This is a genomic window from Pseudomonas sp. Pme6b (assembly GCF_058129925.1).
Map to the genome: position 1 here is coordinate 2,347,670 of NZ_CM176704.1, position 17,327 is coordinate 2,364,996.

The 17,327-nt window shown below is 56.8% G+C and carries 18 protein-coding genes and 1 other annotated feature; of the genes, 11 read left to right on the forward strand and 7 right to left on the reverse strand.

The features are described from left to right. Positions 1-373 precede the first annotated feature (373 nt). From AC4ANE_RS10735 to AC4ANE_RS10755, 5 genes are all read left to right on the forward strand, one after another. Complete coding sequence (locus AC4ANE_RS10735) at positions 374-700, forward strand: phage holin, lambda family (protein WP_460408902.1); 327 nt, start codon at positions 374-376, stop codon at positions 698-700. After that, entirely contained in the window at positions 697-1,083 is a 387-nt protein-coding gene (locus AC4ANE_RS10740) for a hypothetical protein (RefSeq protein ID WP_096114789.1), read from the forward strand. Before AC4ANE_RS10735 ends, AC4ANE_RS10740 begins: the two co-directional genes overlap by 4 nt. Continuing rightward, positions 1,043-1,231 carry a hypothetical protein gene (locus AC4ANE_RS10745; protein ID WP_460408903.1) on the forward strand — a complete coding sequence of 63 codons (189 nt, stop codon included), beginning with the start codon at positions 1,043-1,045 and terminating at the stop codon, positions 1,229-1,231. The genes AC4ANE_RS10740 and AC4ANE_RS10745 overlap by 41 nt, the downstream gene beginning before the upstream one ends. 213 nt (positions 1,232-1,444) lie before the next feature. Further along, positions 1,445-2,014 (forward strand): hypothetical protein, encoded by a 570-nt coding sequence (locus AC4ANE_RS10750; RefSeq protein WP_054080297.1) that lies wholly within the window; start codon positions 1,445-1,447, stop codon positions 2,012-2,014. 4 nt (positions 2,015-2,018) lie between these two features. After that, positions 2,019-3,998: a phage terminase large subunit family protein gene (locus tag AC4ANE_RS10755; protein ID WP_460408904.1), complete on the forward strand. Its 1,980-nt coding sequence runs from the start codon at positions 2,019-2,021 to the stop codon at positions 3,996-3,998. 1 nt (position 3,999) lies between these two features. Here AC4ANE_RS10755 and AC4ANE_RS10760 read toward each other — a convergent pair. Further along, positions 4,000-5,222, reverse strand: a protein-coding gene (locus tag AC4ANE_RS10760) for an IS3-like element IS51 family transposase (protein ID WP_095178853.1) whose coding sequence is annotated in 2 segments (ribosomal slippage) — positions 4,000-4,937 and positions 4,937-5,222 — 1,224 coding nt in all. Because the reading frame shifts where the segments join, the coding sequence is not laid out codon by codon here. Further along, positions 4,828-4,944: a sequence feature (AL1L pseudoknot), on the reverse strand. It overlaps the preceding gene by 117 nt. Before the next feature lie 270 nt (positions 5,223-5,492). Between AC4ANE_RS10760 and AC4ANE_RS10765 the strand changes: the two genes are divergently transcribed. The 3 genes from AC4ANE_RS10765 (at position 5,493) to AC4ANE_RS10775 (ending at position 7,317) form a co-directional block, all read left to right on the forward strand. Then, positions 5,493-6,287 carry a DNA adenine methylase gene (locus AC4ANE_RS10765; protein WP_460408906.1) on the forward strand — a complete coding sequence of 265 codons (795 nt, stop codon included), beginning with the start codon at positions 5,493-5,495 and terminating at the stop codon, positions 6,285-6,287. A gap of 93 nt (positions 6,288-6,380) precedes the next feature. Then, positions 6,381-7,010: a hypothetical protein gene (locus tag AC4ANE_RS10770; protein ID WP_460408908.1), complete on the forward strand. Its 630-nt coding sequence runs from the start codon at positions 6,381-6,383 to the stop codon at positions 7,008-7,010. Positions 7,011-7,014: 4 nt separating this feature from the next. Further along, positions 7,015-7,317, forward strand: coding sequence for a hypothetical protein (locus AC4ANE_RS10775; protein WP_460408910.1), 303 nt, complete (start codon positions 7,015-7,017; stop codon positions 7,315-7,317). Between the two features lie 63 nt (positions 7,318-7,380). Here AC4ANE_RS10775 and AC4ANE_RS10780 read toward each other — a convergent pair whose 3' ends face one another. Further along, a complete protein-coding gene (locus AC4ANE_RS10780; protein WP_460408912.1) occupies positions 7,381-7,875 on the reverse strand; it encodes an Hcp family type VI secretion system effector in 495 nt (164 codons plus the stop codon). A 61-nt stretch (positions 7,876-7,936) separates the two neighbouring features. Then, positions 7,937-9,109: a tyrosine-type recombinase/integrase gene (locus tag AC4ANE_RS10785; protein ID WP_460408913.1), complete on the reverse strand. Its 1,173-nt coding sequence runs from the start codon at positions 9,107-9,109 to the stop codon at positions 7,937-7,939. 101 nt (positions 9,110-9,210) lie between these two features. On the opposite strand from AC4ANE_RS10785, the gene dusA reads away from it, so the two are divergent. The 3 genes from dusA (at position 9,211) to AC4ANE_RS10800 (ending at position 12,524) form a co-directional block, all read left to right on the forward strand. Continuing rightward, positions 9,211-10,230, forward strand: a complete 1,020-nt coding sequence (gene dusA, locus AC4ANE_RS10790) for a tRNA dihydrouridine(20/20a) synthase DusA (RefSeq protein ID WP_460408914.1) — start codon at positions 9,211-9,213, stop codon at positions 10,228-10,230. Between the two features lie 194 nt (positions 10,231-10,424). Beyond that, positions 10,425-11,912, forward strand: coding sequence for an OpgD/OpgG family glucan biosynthesis protein (locus AC4ANE_RS10795; protein ID WP_031594926.1), 1,488 nt, complete (start codon positions 10,425-10,427; stop codon positions 11,910-11,912). A gap of 180 nt (positions 11,913-12,092) precedes the next feature. Then, entirely contained in the window at positions 12,093-12,524 is a 432-nt protein-coding gene (locus tag AC4ANE_RS10800; RefSeq protein ID WP_002552909.1) for a universal stress protein, read from the forward strand. Positions 12,525-12,531: 7 nt separating this feature from the next. On the opposite strand, the gene AC4ANE_RS10805 is transcribed toward AC4ANE_RS10800, so the two are convergent. The 4 genes from AC4ANE_RS10805 to AC4ANE_RS10820 are packed head-to-tail and all read right to left on the reverse strand — an operon-like array spanning position 12,532 to position 17,175. Next, complete coding sequence (locus AC4ANE_RS10805; RefSeq protein WP_002552910.1) at positions 12,532-12,996, reverse strand: response regulator; 465 nt, start codon at positions 12,994-12,996, stop codon at positions 12,532-12,534. Further along, complete coding sequence (locus AC4ANE_RS10810) at positions 12,993-15,329, reverse strand: ATP-binding protein (RefSeq protein ID WP_460408916.1); 2,337 nt, start codon at positions 15,327-15,329, stop codon at positions 12,993-12,995. The genes AC4ANE_RS10805 and AC4ANE_RS10810 overlap by 4 nt, the downstream gene beginning before the upstream one ends. Next, positions 15,326-15,994, reverse strand: a complete 669-nt coding sequence (locus tag AC4ANE_RS10815) for a response regulator (protein WP_002552911.1) — start codon at positions 15,992-15,994, stop codon at positions 15,326-15,328. Before AC4ANE_RS10815 ends, AC4ANE_RS10810 begins: the two co-directional genes overlap by 4 nt. Further along, on the reverse strand, positions 15,991-17,175 hold the full coding sequence (locus tag AC4ANE_RS10820; RefSeq protein WP_005746811.1) for a sensor histidine kinase: 1,185 nt from the start codon (positions 17,173-17,175) through the stop codon (positions 15,991-15,993). Before AC4ANE_RS10820 ends, AC4ANE_RS10815 begins: the two co-directional genes overlap by 4 nt. Between the last annotated feature and the right edge of the window lie 152 nt (positions 17,176-17,327).

A 17,327-nucleotide genomic window follows, 5' to 3' on the forward strand; every position in this document is an offset into this window, starting at 1 on the left:
CGCGCGTCAGCGTGCGTTTAAATACTCTCTCTTTACACGGAGAAATAACAATAAAGGTAGGACAGTGGGACAACGCTTTGTTTTCGGGGGCTTCAAGCGTCCCACCTGTCTCTAGCCTAGTGGGACAGTGGGACATGCGCAAAAAAGCGAATAGCCGAGTGAGGGTATTCGCCTACATTGCCGGGGCGTTGGTGCTGTGTTGCCTACATATTCGTCGGTGGCATTAATTCTGGCTTGCTGCCACCGGAATCCACCTGTAAAAAGTAGTCATCTTCGATAGGTGCGACCGCGCAGCGGCACACGCACTACCCCCCAAACCCGGCCCTTGCGCCGGGTTTTTTGTTTTTAGCTCACCCCGAAGGGTGGTAACCGGATGCGCACCATGCCCGAAAAGAACCCCGACTTATGGGCGCACGTCTGGATGGCCCTCTCCAATCCACTATGGCAGGGCGCGATCATGGCAATCATCGTCTCTCTACTGCGCATCCTCTACGACGCCAAAGAAACCAGTAAGCGTCGGATCTTCTTTGAAGCGCTGATCTGCGGCGCGTTGAGCCTGGTTGCTTCCAGCCTGATTGAATGGATGACTTGGCCGCCCAGCCTCTCGGTGGCTGCAGGTGGAACGATTGGTTTTCTCGGCGTCACGGCCATTCGCGAGTTGGTTACCCGATTCATTGGCCGCAAGGTGGATTCCCTATGAAAGCCATCGCTGCTGCAATCATCATCGGGCTGGTGGGCTTGTTGCTTGTCGGCATTCAGCAGTACCGGGTCGTCGCCATCACCGGCGCCATGCAACTTGAAACAAAGAGCAAGAACGAAGCCATCGCTGCCAACAAAGAGAGCGAGGCGACCATCACCACGCTACGGGCAGAAGCCAAGCGTAATGCTGACTACCAGATCGATCTGAACAAGCGGCTCAAGGCCAGTGAAGACAAAGCCAAACGGGCGAGGAAAGACTTCGATGATCTCAAACGCACCAGCAAACCTGTTCGTGATTGGGCTTCTCAGCCTTTGCCTGACGGCCTGCGCGGCAAAGCCAGCAGTGATAACAAAAACATCAGCAGTCCGAATCGAACCCCCTGAGCTGATCCCTTGCGAACGCGTCAACGCCGATGAGGCTGACCTTCGTTCAAACGGCGACGTCTGGGAGCTGAAGGATCAGGCCATCAAGCTGCTCGACACCTGTGCCGATCAGGTCGACGCGCAGATCCTGCGCAGCCAGAGCAAGTAGGGCGACCCCTGTCCTCGGTCAGGAGGGCAGCAGGGCGATTTTTTCGGCTGGAGTTCCCCCGGAAATCCCCAGGTGGCGGGGGACCCTGGGGTATTTCGGGGTATACGGGGCTGCGGACTCGCGGGATTTGGTTAGCGGACGGTTCACCAGCTTAGTGAACTGCGGTGAACAGGTGAACACCCCATATTCATTGGGTGAACAGGACATTTCAGCATGACAGTGATCAGCAAGTCGGACTTCGCAGCACGGCGCGGCTGGGCCAAATCCTACGTTTCCAAACTGGCAAAGCAGGAACGCTTGGTTCTCACGCCGGACGGGAAGGTGGATCTGGAAGCAACCGAAGCGCTGCTGGCCGAATCCGCTGATCCCAGCAAAGCCGCTGTCGCGGCCCGCCATGAAGAAGGTCGTATTGATCGCGGTGTCTACAGCGAGCTTTCGCCGAGCGCCGAAACACCTGCGGTGCAGCCCCCGAGCAAAGGCCCGGACTTTCAGAAGTCCAGAGCGCATCGCGAGTACTACCTCGGGCGGCTGGCCGAGTCTGAGTTTCATAAGGTCCAAGGCAATCTGGTTTTGCGGGAAGCGGTTTCAAAAGCCGCCTTCACCGCTGGCCGTACCGTGCGCGACCTCATGTTCGGCCTCTCTCCCCAATTGGCTCCCGAGCTGGCTGCAATGACCGACCCGTGGCAAATCGAAAAACACCTGACGGGAGCATTCCGCCGCGTCTTTGAGGATGCTATTCGCATGACCACCGCTGACCTTGAACATGCCATGACCGAGAAATAAACCTATGCCCACTGGATATGCAGACGGTGCCGAGGTTTACCGCGAAGCGTATTGCCGTGGGCTTGAGCCCGACCCGGAACTCTGGGTCGATGAATGGGCCGATGAGTACATGCGCATCCCGCGTAACACTGGCGCAGCAGAGCCCGGCCAATACCGGACGGCCCGCACGCCTTATGCGCGTGAGCCAATGCGATGTCTGTCACCGGCTCACCCGTGCAAGCGGGTGGTTACCATGGTGGCGTCGCAGTTGATGAAAACCCAGATTGCGCTGAACTGGATCGGCGCGCTGATCCACCTGTCGCCATCGAACATTCTGGCATTGCTCCCTAGCCTCTTTCTGGCAAAGCGTGTGTCATCGCGGATCAGCAAAACCATCAAAGCGACTCCCGTTCTGCGCGAACGTGTGGCTTCACCGCGCTCGCGGGACGCTCGCAATACCATGGACACCAAAGAGTTCGAGGGCGGATCTTTGTACGCCACCACGGCCGGTTCTGCAGCCAACCTTTCCGAAGTTTCGGCACGGTTTGTTTACGGTGATGAGGTGGATCGCTGGGACGTGGATGTCGATCAAGAGGGTGATCCGATAGAACTGGCCGAAACGCGGGGCAGTACCTTCGGGCGCAACGCCAAGTTCTACTTCTCCAGCTCGCCGACCATTAAAGGCGCTTCGCGTATCGATGACCTGTTCTCGACCAGCGACCAGCGCTACTACTACGTGCCATGCCCTACATGTGGGCACATGCAGACGCTGGAGTGGGAGCGCCTGCTGTATTCGCCGGACTTTAGCACCGTCCATTACCAGTGCGCCGGTCCTGACTGCGATGTCCTGATCGAGGAGTTTCACAAGGGGGACATGCTCGCCCGTGGCGAATGGCGCTCACATGCCCAGGGCGACGGAGAGACCGTCGGTTTTCATCTCAATGCGCTGTATGCACCACTCGGTTGGACGAGTTGGGTCACGCTCGCCAAGCAATATGAGAAGGCCAAAAAGGCCCAGGATCGCGGCGACCTTGAACCGATGCAGGTGTTTTACAACACCCGTCTTGCCAAGGTGTGGGACAGCGCTCAGGAGCAGACCAAAGCAGCCGTGCTGCAAGCCCGAGCCCTGCAGGAAAACTACGTGCTGGGCTCTATGCCTGCCGGTGTTCTGTCGCTCACGGCCTCTGTCGACGTGCAGGCCAACCGTCTGGAAATGATGGTGGTTGGCTGGGGCGAAGGCATGGAGCGCTGGATCGTTGACTTCCAAGTGATCATGGGCGATCCCTCCGATGATCGCACCTGGCTAGTGCTGGATGAAAAGCTCAAAGAGCGCTACCGCCACCCGTGTGGCGTGAGCTTGGCGATCCTGGCAACGGGTGTCGACTCAGGGGGGCACCACACTCACGAGGTGTATCAGTTCTGTCGCGTTCGACGCTGGCGCAATGTCTTCGCCATCAAAGGCGCAAGCAAACCCGGCAAACCGGTTATCGCTCAACGGCCCTCACTGGTAGACGTCACATGGAAAGGTCAGACCGAGCGCAACGGTGCGGAGCTGTGGATGGTCGGCACCGACACTGCAAAGGACTGGATTTACAACCGCTACCATTTGGAAAGCGGGCCGGGCGCGTTGCACTTCGCCAAGGATTTGCCCGATGACTTCTTCGCCCAATGTGTGGCCGAGCGCAAGGTTACTCGCTATGTCAAAGGCTTCAAGCGCATCGAGTGGGTGAAGGGCAAGGCAGAGCGCAACGAAGCGCTGGACTTGCTGGTGTACAGCTTGGCGATGGCTAATTACCTGGGGCTGCATCGATACGGTGAACATGACTGGGGCAGGCTCAAAAATGCCTTGGCTCAAGCCGGTCTGTTCGACGACACCGGTCACGCAAAAGCCCCTGTGGCCGAGCGTCTGAGTGTCGAGGCCAAACCTGAGCCGAAGCCGGAACCCCGACCCCAGCCTGTGGCTGCTGTGAACCGCCCCGGGTTTCTCGGAGACCCTTTTGTTTGAGTCATGCCACCTGGGCAGACTCGGTGAGTTGCTGATAATAGATTGCTTCTGCTTCGACCGGTGGAATATGACCGATTGGCTCCAGCAGGCGGCGGTGATTGAACCAGTCCACCCATTTCAGGGTTTCCAGCTCCACCGCCCCCCGTGTGGGCCAAGAGCGTCGATGAATCACTTCAGCCTTGTAAAGACCATTGATGGTCTCAGCCAAAGCATTGTCGTAAGAGTCACCGACACTCCCGACCGATGGCTCAATACCGGCTTCGACAAGACGCTCGGTATAGCGAATGGACACGTACTGCACGCCACGGTCACTGTGGTGAATGAGTCCACCCTGCTTGACTGGGCGACGGGCGTAAAGGGCTTGCTCCAGTGCATCGAGTACAAAATCGGTACGCGCTGAACTGGACACCTTCCAACCGACGATGAATCGGGCAAAGACATCAATGATGAAGGCCACGTAAACAAAACCCTGCCAGGTACTGACGTAGGTAAAGTCCGATACCCATAGGGCGTTCGGGCACTCAGCCACAAACTGACGGTTGACATGATCCTGCGGGCACGGCCTGGCTTGGTCGCTGACCGTCGTCTTGACGGGCTTGCCGCGTACCACGCCTTGCAGGCCCAGCTCTCCCATCAGACGTTGCACCGTACAGCGGGCGACTTGCAGTCCGTCACGCAGCAATTGTCGCCAGACCTTGCGCACGCCATATACCTGGAAGTGCTCATCCCAGACTCGCTGGATGTGCTCACCCAGTTCCTGGTCACGCTGCGCACGCGCTGACTGCTGGCTGGGGTCAGCCTGCTGAGCAGCGTACCGGTAGTACGTCGACGGGGCGATTGGCAACACCTTGCAAATCGGCTCGACCCCGTAAGACTGGCGGTTTTCATCAATAAACGTCTTCATCGTTTGAATGGGCGGTCGAGCTCCGCCTGGGCAAAATAGGCTGAGGCCTTACGCAAGATCTCGTTAGCTTGACGCAACTGACGGTTCTCACGCTCCAAGAGCTTGACTCGCTCACGTTCGACTGTGCTCAGCCCATCACGCTGGCCGCTGTTGCGCTCAGATTGGCGAACCCACAGCCGTAATGTCTCGGGCGTGCAGCCGATCTTGGGGGCAATGGCACTGATGGTGGCCCACTGCGACTCGTACTCAGGAAGGTGTTCGAAAACCATCCTGATGGCCCGCTCACGGACCTCTGGGGAATACTTCGGTAGTTTTTTCATCGCTCCATCCTCTCAAAGGTTGGAGTCTCCGAGAAACCCGGGGCGGTTCATAGCCCTGTGTAGCAAGGCATCTGACTTGTCTTGCCAGACTGATTGTCAACAGACTTAAAGCCGCAAACTAAAAGAGCGACCAGCCTAGATGCGTCAACATCAAGGCTGGTCGCCGTCCCCGCAGATAGCCCCTGCAAGTCCAGCCAAGGCTCTCGCTTCGTGCACAAAGCGGAGCGAGCCTAGCACCTGTTCATACATACAGTAAAGGTCTTGCTTTCCATGTCTACACCCATCATCCCTTGGATGGGCGGCAAACGCCGCCTGGCCGACCGTCTCATCCCGCTGTTCCCACCCCACGAATGCTACGTCGAAGTGTTCGCTGGCGGTGCGGCCCTCTACTTTATGCGTCCCCAGGCTGCCCCCGTTGAGGTCTTGAACGACATCAACGGCGATCTGGTGACGCTGTATCGCGTCGTCCAAAACCACCTTGAAGAGTTCGTCCGCCAATTCAAATGGGCACTCAGCTCGCGCCAGGTGTTTGAGTGGCAAAAGATGACCCGTCCCGAAACCCTCACCGACATCCAGCGTGCAGCCCGGTTCTTCTACCTGCAGCACCACGCCTTCGCAGGGAAGGTGAGCGGGCAGACGTTCGGTACCGCCACGACCGGGCCGGCCATCAACCTGCTGCGGATCGAGGAGAACCTTTCTGCGGCCTGGCAGCGTTTGTCGGGTACGTACGTGGAGAACCTGCCGTGGCTGGATTGCGCAGAGCGCTACGACCGGCCTCACACATTCCATTACATGGACCCGCCTTACTGGCAGACGGCCGGGTACGGTGTGGATTTTCCGTTTGAGAACTATGAGCGTATGGCCGATTTCATGCGCCGGTGCAAAGGACGGGTGATGGTAAGTATCAATGACCACCCTGACATACGACGTGTGTTTGAAGGCTTCCATTTTGAAACGGTCGACATTCGCTACAGCACGGCAAACCAGAGAAAGGGAAAGGCTGATGTCAGCGGTGAGCTGGTTATCATGAATTGGGAGCCTGCCGAGCTTGGTGGTTTGTTCTGATCTCCACCTTCAAGTAGGCTAACGGATACTACACTGAGGATTGAGTATGGTGATACAGTATGCTTACGCAGGCTAAGTCACGGATGAGTGGATATGAACGAGTTTTGCACACCAGAGTCCAATAATAGTCCCACTTGGACTCCTATTGATTTTGCAATATGGAAAGGCCTTCCAGCGATTCTGGGCGGAGGTATTCCTTTTATACAGCGTTTTAAAGATGCTTGGTTGGTTCATAATAAACAGTATATAAAAGCTGCGGCAGTAAAATATTCACTTCCCGTAGAGCTGTTAGCCGGAGTTTGTTGGATTGAAGCTGCGGGGGATCCGAATATAGTCGACAGAGTAATGTTTGAGATTAGGGCTCATGATCCGTTAAATATCTCGACTCCGGAAAGAAAGACTAGCTTTGGCTGGGTTAGCATACAGCTGCGCACGGCGGCGATCACGTTGGGGCTCGATGCTGAGAAAATGGATATTAGCCAGTTGCGAAGTTTGGCAAACTGTATTGAGAATGATGTTTATAATATCGATATTGCAGCTAGGCATTTGCGTATGCTTGCTGATCATGATCATTTTACATCCATCGGTATGGACGAGGTCAGAATAATCGGTGCTCGCTATAATCGGGGCACGGGTCCGTCTCTTGAAGATATTAAGAAGGATACTAGATACGGAAACTTTATTGTGACTCATTGGCTTCGCTATAACAAATTGATGATGTGAGATCATGAAGATAAAATATATTCTGCTCAGGGTTGTACTTTATTTTATATTCTTTACATGTTTGCTGTTTTACGCTTGGACTCAAGGGTCGCCATATGATTGGATGGAGCCGAGTGAAATGGCTCCGTTACCTCAAGATGTACCACTAATGCCATTGGAAGATGATTCCGGTAATCGGGAAACGTTTCGAGGTCTTCTTGTTTTTATCTTGATAGTTTCGCAGATCTTTATCGGTTTGGCTTTGTCTAGAAAAGAAGCTATATCAACAGTTGTCTTGATGTGTCTAGTGTTGTTTTTCTACTGGTAGGCATAGTTAGGCCCGCAAAGGTGCGGGCCTGCTCTGAGTTACTATGTTGAATATGGTTCTCTGCTAGGCGAAAGGTTTCTTGGCGGTTCTGTCCCAGCCTCCTGAAACTATTCCTGCACTGCCGCCATCAGCGCGCCGCTGTTGTGAGTACTCGAGTTTTATGCGGCCGTAGTTTAGTGTAATCGTTTCTTTGGGAAGGCCGGCATGTTCCGCGCCATTACCGCTAACCGTTGATATCAACACTTCTTCAAGAACAATATCTAGATATTTAAATTTCTCGGTGCCTGCGCGGTGTACCCGTATAGTTACTTTTTTGATGTGCGAGCCGCGGCAGCAAAGTTCAAATAGTTTGGGTGTTGCTTTATCTATGTATTTACTCACTCTAAGGTCGCCCAGAGTCACGCCTCCTGCAGTCGCGCCGCCGCTAGAACAGGCAGTTGTACTGACCGACTGAACTGCGTCGTAATGGTAGGACAGTAGTTCTATCCAGCCTTTGTGGGCGTCGTCCAGAGACTCTCCTTCTACACCCTCTACCTGCATAAATGTGTCAAAAGACATATCAGCTTCCTGCTTTAAAAATTGAGAGCATATCCTAACTTACTACCCATCCTGCGAGCTATCAAGATCGGAGTTTTTGGCTGACAGCCTTCTTCTCTTCGCCAGTTGATTGATATTCAGTACGTGCACCGAGGTCGACTTTTGCATCCACAATACGCTTAAGCCACTCCCAACCAAGGTAGGGGTCGCCGCGTCCTCGTAGGTGCGTGTACCGTCGTAAAGAGTTCCAGTCACGATGGCCTGATACGCTCGATACCCTGGGGATGTCCCAGTCCATTTCGAAAAGTCTGCTTATGCCGTCATGTCGCATGTCATGAAAGCGCAAATCTTTTAGCTCGAGATACTTACAAGCTCGTGTGAATGCGGCAGAGATCGAGTCTGAGTTATAGGGAAAAATCTCTGCGCATCCTTTGGGCATGCTTTGCAGGATCGCCCATGCTTCGTTAGGCAGGTAGCACCAGACGTCGTTGCCTATCTTCTGTCCAGGGTTTTTCATGTCTCTGACAAGCACGGCCTGGCGTTTTTCATCCAGATCGTCCCAGCGAATGCGGGTGATTTCTTCCTGCCTTCGCGTGGAAAATATCGCGAACCCCAGAACTTTAGGCATATTGATCGAAGATGGCTTACGTATCTGCATCTCAAAAAAATGCGTGAACAGGGCGGCGAGTTCGTCTTTTGTAGGTCTCCGAGTACGCTCTTTACTCTTGCTGACCATTCCCAGCTTACGCAGGACGATTCGCGCATCCGACATTGCATGAGGCGCAACGTCATATCCCCATGCTGGCTTTGCTACAGACAGTACTGCTCCCAGGTGCGACAAATCATTGCCCACAGTTTGCGCCTGGACGCCTCCACCTTCCTTGCCCATTCGCCATTGCGCGTACTCAACCAGTTTCTGACTAGTCAAAGCTGAGTCCGCCACCGCTCCCAGCCAGCTCTCGCTGATGGCAGTAAGGGTTGCCCGCTTGGTCTTTCCTATAGGGCGAACCTTCTCGTACTCGTCTAGGTATCGATCAATCATCTGCTTGATGCTGACGGTTTTGCGGTTTATGCGTTCGATAGCACCAGGTGCTGTCAGCTCCGCTTCACGTTTCTTGATCCAGGCTTGGGCAACCTGCTTACGGTCGAAGGTTTGGGTTTCCTGATAAACTGGCAGGCCGACCCTATTGATCCGAATCTGAGCTGTGAAGCCAGTGCTTTTGTCTTTGCGTTTCCGTGCTGTGATCGTGCCCATTTCATTTGCTACATTTCAGAATCGATTTGCTACATTGTAGCAACCGCTCATGAAAAACAAGCAAAAACGGGTAAAAATAGCTGTATAAAAGACCAGTAATTATGATCAGCGAAAAACGAGATACCCCAGCAAACATTGAGAATTCAGCGTTTTCGCTGTCCCGCCGCTTCTCCGTTGCACCGATGATGGACTGGACCGACCACCATTGCCGCTACTTCATGCGCAAGCTCTCAAAGCATGCCTTGCTCTACACCGAAATGGTCACCACCGGTGCCTTGCTGCACGGCGACCGCGAGCGGTTCTTGCGTCATGACGAGACCGAGCACCCGCTGGCGTTGCAGTTGGGCGGTAGCACGGCGGCGGACCTGGCTGCCTGTTCCCGGCTGGCTGAAGAGGCGGGCTACGACGAGGTCAATCTGAACGTCGGTTGCCCGAGTGATCGGGTGCAGAACAACATGATCGGCGCGTGCCTGATGGCGCATCCTGAGTTGGTGGCGGATTGCGTGAAGGCGATGCGCGATGCGGTTGGTATTCCGGTTACGGTCAAGCACCGGATAGGTATCAATGGCCGCGACAGCTACGCCGAGTTGTGTGATTTCGTTGGCAAGGTTCAGGAGGCGGGTTGCGGGAGTTTTACGGTTCACGCCCGTATCGCGATTCTCGAAGGACTGTCTCCCAAGGAAAACCGCGATATTCCGCCGCTGCGTTATGACGTGGTCGCGCAACTGAAGTCTGACTTTCCTGACCTGGAGATTGTACTCAACGGCGGCATCAAGACGCTGGAGCAGTGCAGCGAACATTTGCAGACCTTCGACGGCGTCATGCTGGGCCGTGAGGCTTATCACAACCCGTATCTGTTGGCGCATGTTGATCAGCAGTTGTTCGACAGCACTGCGCCGGTTATCAGTCGTTACGATGCGTTGGAGTCGATGCGGCCGTACATTGCGGCGCATATTGCCAGCGGTGGCAACATGCACCATGTCACTCGGCACATGCTCGGGCTTGGTTTGGGTTTCCCCGGCGCACGGCGTTTCCGTCAGTTGCTGTCGGTTGATATACACAAGGCCGAAAATCCCATGCTGTTGCTGGATCAGGCAGCGGCGTTCCTTGAGGGGCATTGAGTTAATCGGACGAGCTGAACGGGTGTATTTGGCGGACTGATCTATGCTCAGGTCTACCGCCCACCAGATCTACCCCCACCAGGTCACTTCCCACCATGTTGAATCGACGAAACTTTCTCGAGTTTTCTTCGATATCTGCTCTGTTGTTCGTATCAGGTATCCCTTCTTCCTCACAGGCTGACGAGCCGCTGAAAATGGGCGATAGCGAGCCCTTTTCGTTTGATCTTTTAGGGCAGCGCGCAAAAGAGGCCGCCTCACAGCCGTACATTGTGCCGTCAACTCTTTCGGCGGAGGTACTGGCGAAACTGGACTACGACGCTCACGGCAAGATTCGCTTCAAGCCGGAGTACGCATTGTTCGCGGAGGGACCGGGCCAGTTTCCTATCACTTTTTTTCACCCGGGGAAGTTTTTCCCCAAGCTGGTGCGGCTCTATGTCGTCGATAAGGGTGCTGCCAAGGAAATTCTCTACGATCAGGCGTATTTCGACATGCCCGAAGACAGCCCTGCGCGTCAGTTGACTCAGGGTGTTGGCTTTGCCGGGTTTCGCTTTCAGGAAAGTCGAACAGGCGATCAGCAAAAACTGGATTGGCGTAATAACGATTGGACGGCTTTTCTCGGCGCTGCGTACTTTCGTGCCATTGGCGAGCTGTATCAATATGGACTTTCCGCACGTGGTATCGCGCTGGATGTCGCCCAGCCCGAGCGTGCGGAAGAATTTCCCGACTTCACTCACTTCTGGTTTGAATCGCCGGACAGCAATACATCCGACTCGGTCGTTGTCTATGCACTGCTTTACGGGCCGAGCATCTGTGGGGCGTATCGCTTTGCCATACAGCGGGGCAAAGGGGTGGTCATGGAGGTCGAGGCCGCACTGTTCATGCGCGGCGAAGTGCAAAGGTTCGGCATCGCGCCGATCAGCTCAATGTACTGGTTCAGTGAACAGACCAAGAAAACAGCTGCTGACTGGCGGCCCGAGGTGCATGACTCCGACGGACTGGCGATCTGGACCGGTGCAGGCGAGCGAATATGGCGACCGTTGAACAACCCGCCGAGAACCATGGCATCTGCCTTCAGCGACAATAACCCGCGAGGTTTCGGTCTGCTGCAGCGGGATCGCGAATTCAGCCATTACCTGGATGGCGTGCATTATGAACGGCGGCCGAGCCTGTGGGTCGAGCCCTTGGGCGATTGGGGGAAAGGCGCCGTACAGTTGGTTGAAATTCCTACAGACGATGAGATCCACGACAATATCGTCGCCATGTGGGTACCTGAAAAACCGGCAGGCCCTGGAACAGATTACCGGCTGCGTTATCGTCTGCACTGGCTGGCGGACGAGCCATGCCCCGGTGAGTTGGCTCATTGCGTAGCGACTCGTTTCGGTAATGGTGGCCGGCCAGGACAGACGCGGCCGCAAGGCGTGCGAAAATTTGTCGTCGAATTTCAGGGCCGCACTCTGGAAAAAGTGCCGTTCAATACGTTTCCGGAAGCGGTATTGTCCAGCTCAAGAGGGACTTTCTCCAATATTTTCACCGAGGCAGTGCCTGACGGTCTGGCGGGGCATTGGCGGGCGCAATTCGACCTGACGGTAGAAGGTGCAGAACCGGTAGACATGCGTCTGTATCTGCGACTGGGTGAGCTAACTTTAACCGAGAGCTGGCTGTACCAATACCATCCATTCTGACGGAGGATACCTGTCGCAGTCAGCGCTTTAGCTATCAACAGTGGCAGAGGGGAGAGGTCGGGGCGCGCCGGTTGTAAAGGCCAGCACACATTGTCCTGAATCAACAAGCTGCCGTTCAGCAGTGGTTGCCCACCAGCCAACGGATTATATTGATCGCATACCCCCTCAAGGAAAGCGCACATGCACAAAGTTTTGGTTCCCTTCGACGGCTCCGAGCACGCCATGCGTGCCTTGGGCTATGTCATCGAATTGTCTGGCGACCTCACCAAATCGCTTGAGGTGCATATCCTCAATGTGCAGGCCAGCCCCATTGATTACAGCCTTTATCTGGCCCCCGACATGATTGATGGTGTGAAGGCCGGGCTGACCAATGAAGGCAAGCGGGTGCTCGATGATGCGATTGCGCTGCTGACCGCGGCGGGCGTGCCGTTCCAGGCCCATGTCGAGCTGGGCAACGTCGCCGAGCAGGTAGAAGCCGAGGTTCAGCGATTGGGGTGTGATGCTGTGGTCATGGGCACCCGCGGGCTAGGCAACTTTGGCGGCCTGCTACTGGGCTCGGTAGCCACGCGGGTGATCCATGAAGTGTCAGTGCCGGTGACGCTCATCAAATAAAGACGCCTCACTGCTGCGCCAGCGTCCGTGGCTGGCGCAACAGCTCGATGTTTTCCGGCGGCACCAGCTTGCGCAGCGATTTATACAGCGCGCGGGTTTCCAGCAGGTTCCAGATACGCAGCATGGTTTCCAGCGCATCCAGCGGCTTGCTGATGAAATCCCGTGCGCCCAGCGCCAGTGCGCGTAGTCGGGTATCGCGTGTCGCGTCGGCGGTCAGCACCATGATCGGCAGATAGTCATTGGCCGGAATGCGCCGGTTGAGCTGTTCCAGAACCGCAAAACCATCGAATTCGGGCATGTGTAGATCAAGCACCACCAGGTCCGGCTCAAAGCTGTTGAACAGGTCCAGCGTGCGCAACGGCTCGGTGCTGCTCAGCACATTGGTCAGGCCCTCGCGGGCAAGCAGTTGCTCCATCAGATCAAGGTTGGGCCGCTGGTCGTCAATGATCAGAATGCGAAAATCTCCGGTCATGTTGGCTCCGGTAAATACTGGTCCAGGAGGGCAAGAAACACCGGCACCTGAATGGGTTTGGTCAGAATGGCCGTTGCACCGGCCTGTTTCAGTTCGCAACTGGCTTTATCACTGGTGTCAGCTGTAATCATCAGGACGGGGGTATTGGCCGTAGCCGGCAAGCGCCGCAGACGATGCAGCACCTCAAGGCCTTTGATGTCCGGCAGGTTCAGGTCCAGCAGAATCAGCTGAGGAGCATGCTGGCGGGCCAGATCCAGCCCCAGCTGCCCCTGCATGCTCGACAGCAGCTGGATACCGGGCCTGCGCTGCATCAGCGTCTCGATCAAGGCCATGCTCGAAAGGTTGTCTTCGATGCACAGCAGCTTGCCGTGATAAGCAGGGCGAGCAGGCAGGCGGGCGACAGGGGCGGCGTCAGCAGGCATGCCAGTCTGTGGCAGGGGAGCTGTGGGGGCGTGCACCAGAACAAGTGGCAGCTCGAGTATGAAGCGGCAGCCTTCAGCCGGTGTGTTCTGCACTGACAGGGTACCGTGCATCATTTCCAGCATGCTTTTGCTCAGCGCCAGCCCCAGCCCGGTGCCCTCGACGCTCGGGTTGGCATCCAGTCGTTCGAACGGTTTGAACAACTGCCCGATACGCTCTGGCGCAATTCCGTAGCCTGTATCGATTACGCTCACGGTAACGCGCTCGTCCGACTGCTCGACTTCAATCCGCACCTGACCTTCGGGACGGTTGTATTTGATGGCGTTGGACAGCAGGTTGAGCAACACCTGAATCAAGCGCTGGCGGTCCGCGACCACGCCAAGCTTGTCAGGCAATTGCGGCAACGCCTTCAATTCGATGTTGGCATCAGCCGCCATCGGCGAGACCAGCACCAGCGCTTCTTCAAGTACGCTCGACAGTGATACCGGTTCCAGGCTCAGGGACACATGCCCGGCTTCGATTCTGGCGATGTCGAGCACTTCATTGATCAGTTTCAGCAGGTGCTGACCGGCTCTCAGGATATGGCCGATTTGCGGTCGCTGGCTTGCAGGCGAGTCCATGTCCAGCAACTGGGCAAAGCCCAGAATCGAGTTCAGGGGCGTGCGCAACTCGTGGCTCATGCGCGAGAGAAACTCGCTTTTCGCCCGGCTGGCCCGCTCGGCTTCCTCGCGGGCCGTACCCAGGGCTATTTCGGCGACACGACGATCACTGATGTCACGGGTGATCTTGGAAAAGCCGCGCAGTTCATCATTGCCATCGTATTGGGCGGTAATCACCACGCTGGCCCAAAAACGGCTGCCGTCCTTGCGTCTGCGCCAGCTTTCTTCTGTGTAGCGGCCGTTGACCGTTGCTTCACGCAATGCCATGTCAGGGTGTTGCGGACATTCCTCCGGCAGGTAGAAAACAGAGAAGTGCTTACCGATGATCTCTTGCTCTGTGTAGCCCTTGATACGCTCGGCACCTGCGTTCCAGGTGGTGACATAGCCGTTGCGGTCCAACGCAAATATGCCGTAGTCCTTCACGCCTTCGATGATCAGCCGCAAACGTTCTTCATTGTCGCGCAGCGCGCGTTCGCGTTCGGCGAGCAATTGACCGGCTTCGACCAGTCGGGTGCCGAGCTGGCCTATTTCGTCCTTTTCCGGGGGTTGGGGCAGCAACGGGTGCCCGAGCGCCAGCCGCTGAGCATTGCGTTGCACCTGATGCACCCTGGCCACGATGCCTTTGGACAGCATCAGCACGGCAAGAATGGCTCCGAATATTCCGCAGGCGGCTGCCAGCAGGGTCGAGCGCAGCAGGCGTTCGCGGGTAGCGGCCGCCGCTTCGGTGCGTTCGGCGAGCAAGGCGTCTTCGCGCTCGCGCATGATGCCGATCCGCTCGCGCAACTGGTCGAGCACGTACTTGTTTTCGACCAGAATGCGGGCAACGGTTTGTTGATCTTCCATGCTCATCGAGCGCAGTTTTTCCAGGCCGTCGACCTTGGCGTTGATCAGCGGCTCGATGGCTTTGAGGTGTTCGCGCATCTGCTCATCGCGCACATTGTCGTTGAGTCGCGCCAACGCCGCCCCGATCAGCGGCTGCGCGTTGATGTAGCCAGGCAGGAAGTCTTCCTGATGAGTCAGCAGGTAGCCGCGTACGCTGGCCGCACCTTCTGCGATCTGGGTGTGCAGTGTCTGGATGTCGCCTTGCACCAGCAGCACACGGCGTACATCTTCCTCTGCCTGAGCGGTCTGGCGTTCAGCGATATAGATGAGCACCAGCGAGAACATGAGAATCGCCAGGGGCAAAGAAATGGCCACCAGCGCCTTGCCGCGTAACGGAAGGTCTTCCCAGCGACTGCTTCCGGTTGTCGTCATCGCCACTCGCTCGTCGACTGGCTCACCAGGCCCAGCGCCACGCCACGCACGGCGGCCTGAGTACGGTCCGAGGCACCCAGTTTGCCGATGACTTTTTCCACGTGTGCCTTGGCGGTGCCGGTAGTAATGCCGAGTTTTTCGCCGATTTCACGATTGCTGAAGCCGCCCGCCACCAGTCCCAGTACCTGACGTTCGCGAGGTGTGAGGGATTCCGGCAGGGCTGCGCCACTGGTGTTGCGCTCGGTCATGCGCCTTAGCAGGCGCGCACTGACGGTGCTGTTCAAGGCTTCTTCGCCACGGGCCACACGTTGCAGACCGGCGATTACTTCGTCGCGGCTGGCGTCCTTGAGCAGATAGCCCACCGCCCCTGCGCTGATCGCGGCTTCCAGATGATCAGTGCTGTCGTCCATGGTGAAAATCACCACTTTCAGGTCCGGCATACGCTGCTGGAGAATTCGCGCAGCGCCCAGTCCGTTGAGCACTGGCATGCGAATGTCGAGAATTGCGATGTCCGGTTGCAGTTCCTGGCACAGGTCGATGGCTTGCTGGCCGTCTGCGGCCTGGCCGACCACTTCGAATTCCGGATGCCCCGCCAGCAGCGAGACGAACCCGGTGCGGGTCACTTCATGATCGTCCGCCAAAACCAGTCGCACAGTGTCAGTCATGTTGTTGCCTTGTCTGCGGTAAAAGGGACGATGGCGCGCAGCCGGGTGCCGCGCTCAAGGCGGCTGAAGCAGGTCAGGCGACCGCCCAGAAGGCTGGCGCGTTCCTGCATGGCCACCAGGCCCAGCTTTTGAACGCTACTGCCGTTACGCGGCTTTTCGGTGATGAAACCCCGGCCGTTGTCTTCCAGGCTTAGTGAAACATTGTCGTTACTCAGTTCCAGCGCCAATTCTACGCGGCTGGCACCGGCGTGTTTGAAGACATTGTTGATGCCTTCCTGAGCGATGCGGAATAACGCAATTTCCAGATGGCTGGGCAAGCGTGCCTGGGAACGCGAAGTCCACTGCACGGCGATGCCCGCTTCACGCAGCCGGTCGGCTTCCTTGTCGACTGCCTGCAACAGCCCGAAATCATCCAGCACGCTGGGTCGCAGACCGCTGATCAACTGCCGACCTTCACCGACGCAGTGCTGCGCCAGCTTGAGAATGGCTTGCAGGTCGGCATCCAGCGGTTCAGGCAGTTCCGGACAGCGACCGGCAAAACCCTGCAGTCGCTGGTGCAGACCGGCGAGTGTCTGGGCCAGCCCGTCGTGCAGGTCGTAGGCCATGCGTTTGCGTTCGTCTTCCTGAGCGGTGAACAACTGGCGGACCAGTTCGGACATGGTGCGCTCTCTGACGACCAGTGCTTCAAGCAGTCGATTGTTTTCCAGATGTGCCGCCAGCAACGTTGCCAGCAGTTGCAGGGACTCGATGTCCTCATTGTCCGGGGCATTGATGCCTACGCTGTTGGCCAGCATCAAGGTGCCGAAACAGCCTTCGTCGGCACCACGCAACGGCAATAACAGCACACAAGGCAAGTCGGGACCGCTGCGCTCCAGCCATTGCGGGCCGATGGCCAGCGGGTCGGCAACTGTTTCAAGGGTACTCAGGCGGTCGGCATTGCCATGGCTGGCGGTGGTCTGCACATTGTTGTCGGTGCCCCATTCCAGCAGCAGGCCATGGTCCATGGCGACGAATGCGCAGGCGCGCTGCAGCACTCGCTGGCGCATGGCCTCGGGAGGTAATTGGGTCAGCTCCTGACCGGTATCCACTAACAGACGCAGGCGAGCAGCGCGGCTTTGCGACTGGCGATACTGATTGCGGATTGCCAGCGCGCTTGCCGGGTCATGGGGGGGGCTTTGCATGGGGAGCTCCAGCGAGGGTGGATGCCCGCGCGGGCATAACGGAAGTGACGCTATTAGAACTTTATCAGGAGATAAAGCCTATCTGCCGATTGGCATACACAGTTAACCCCGGTTGGCCGATGGCGCGCAGTGGCGGGGAGGGCAAAGTGGCA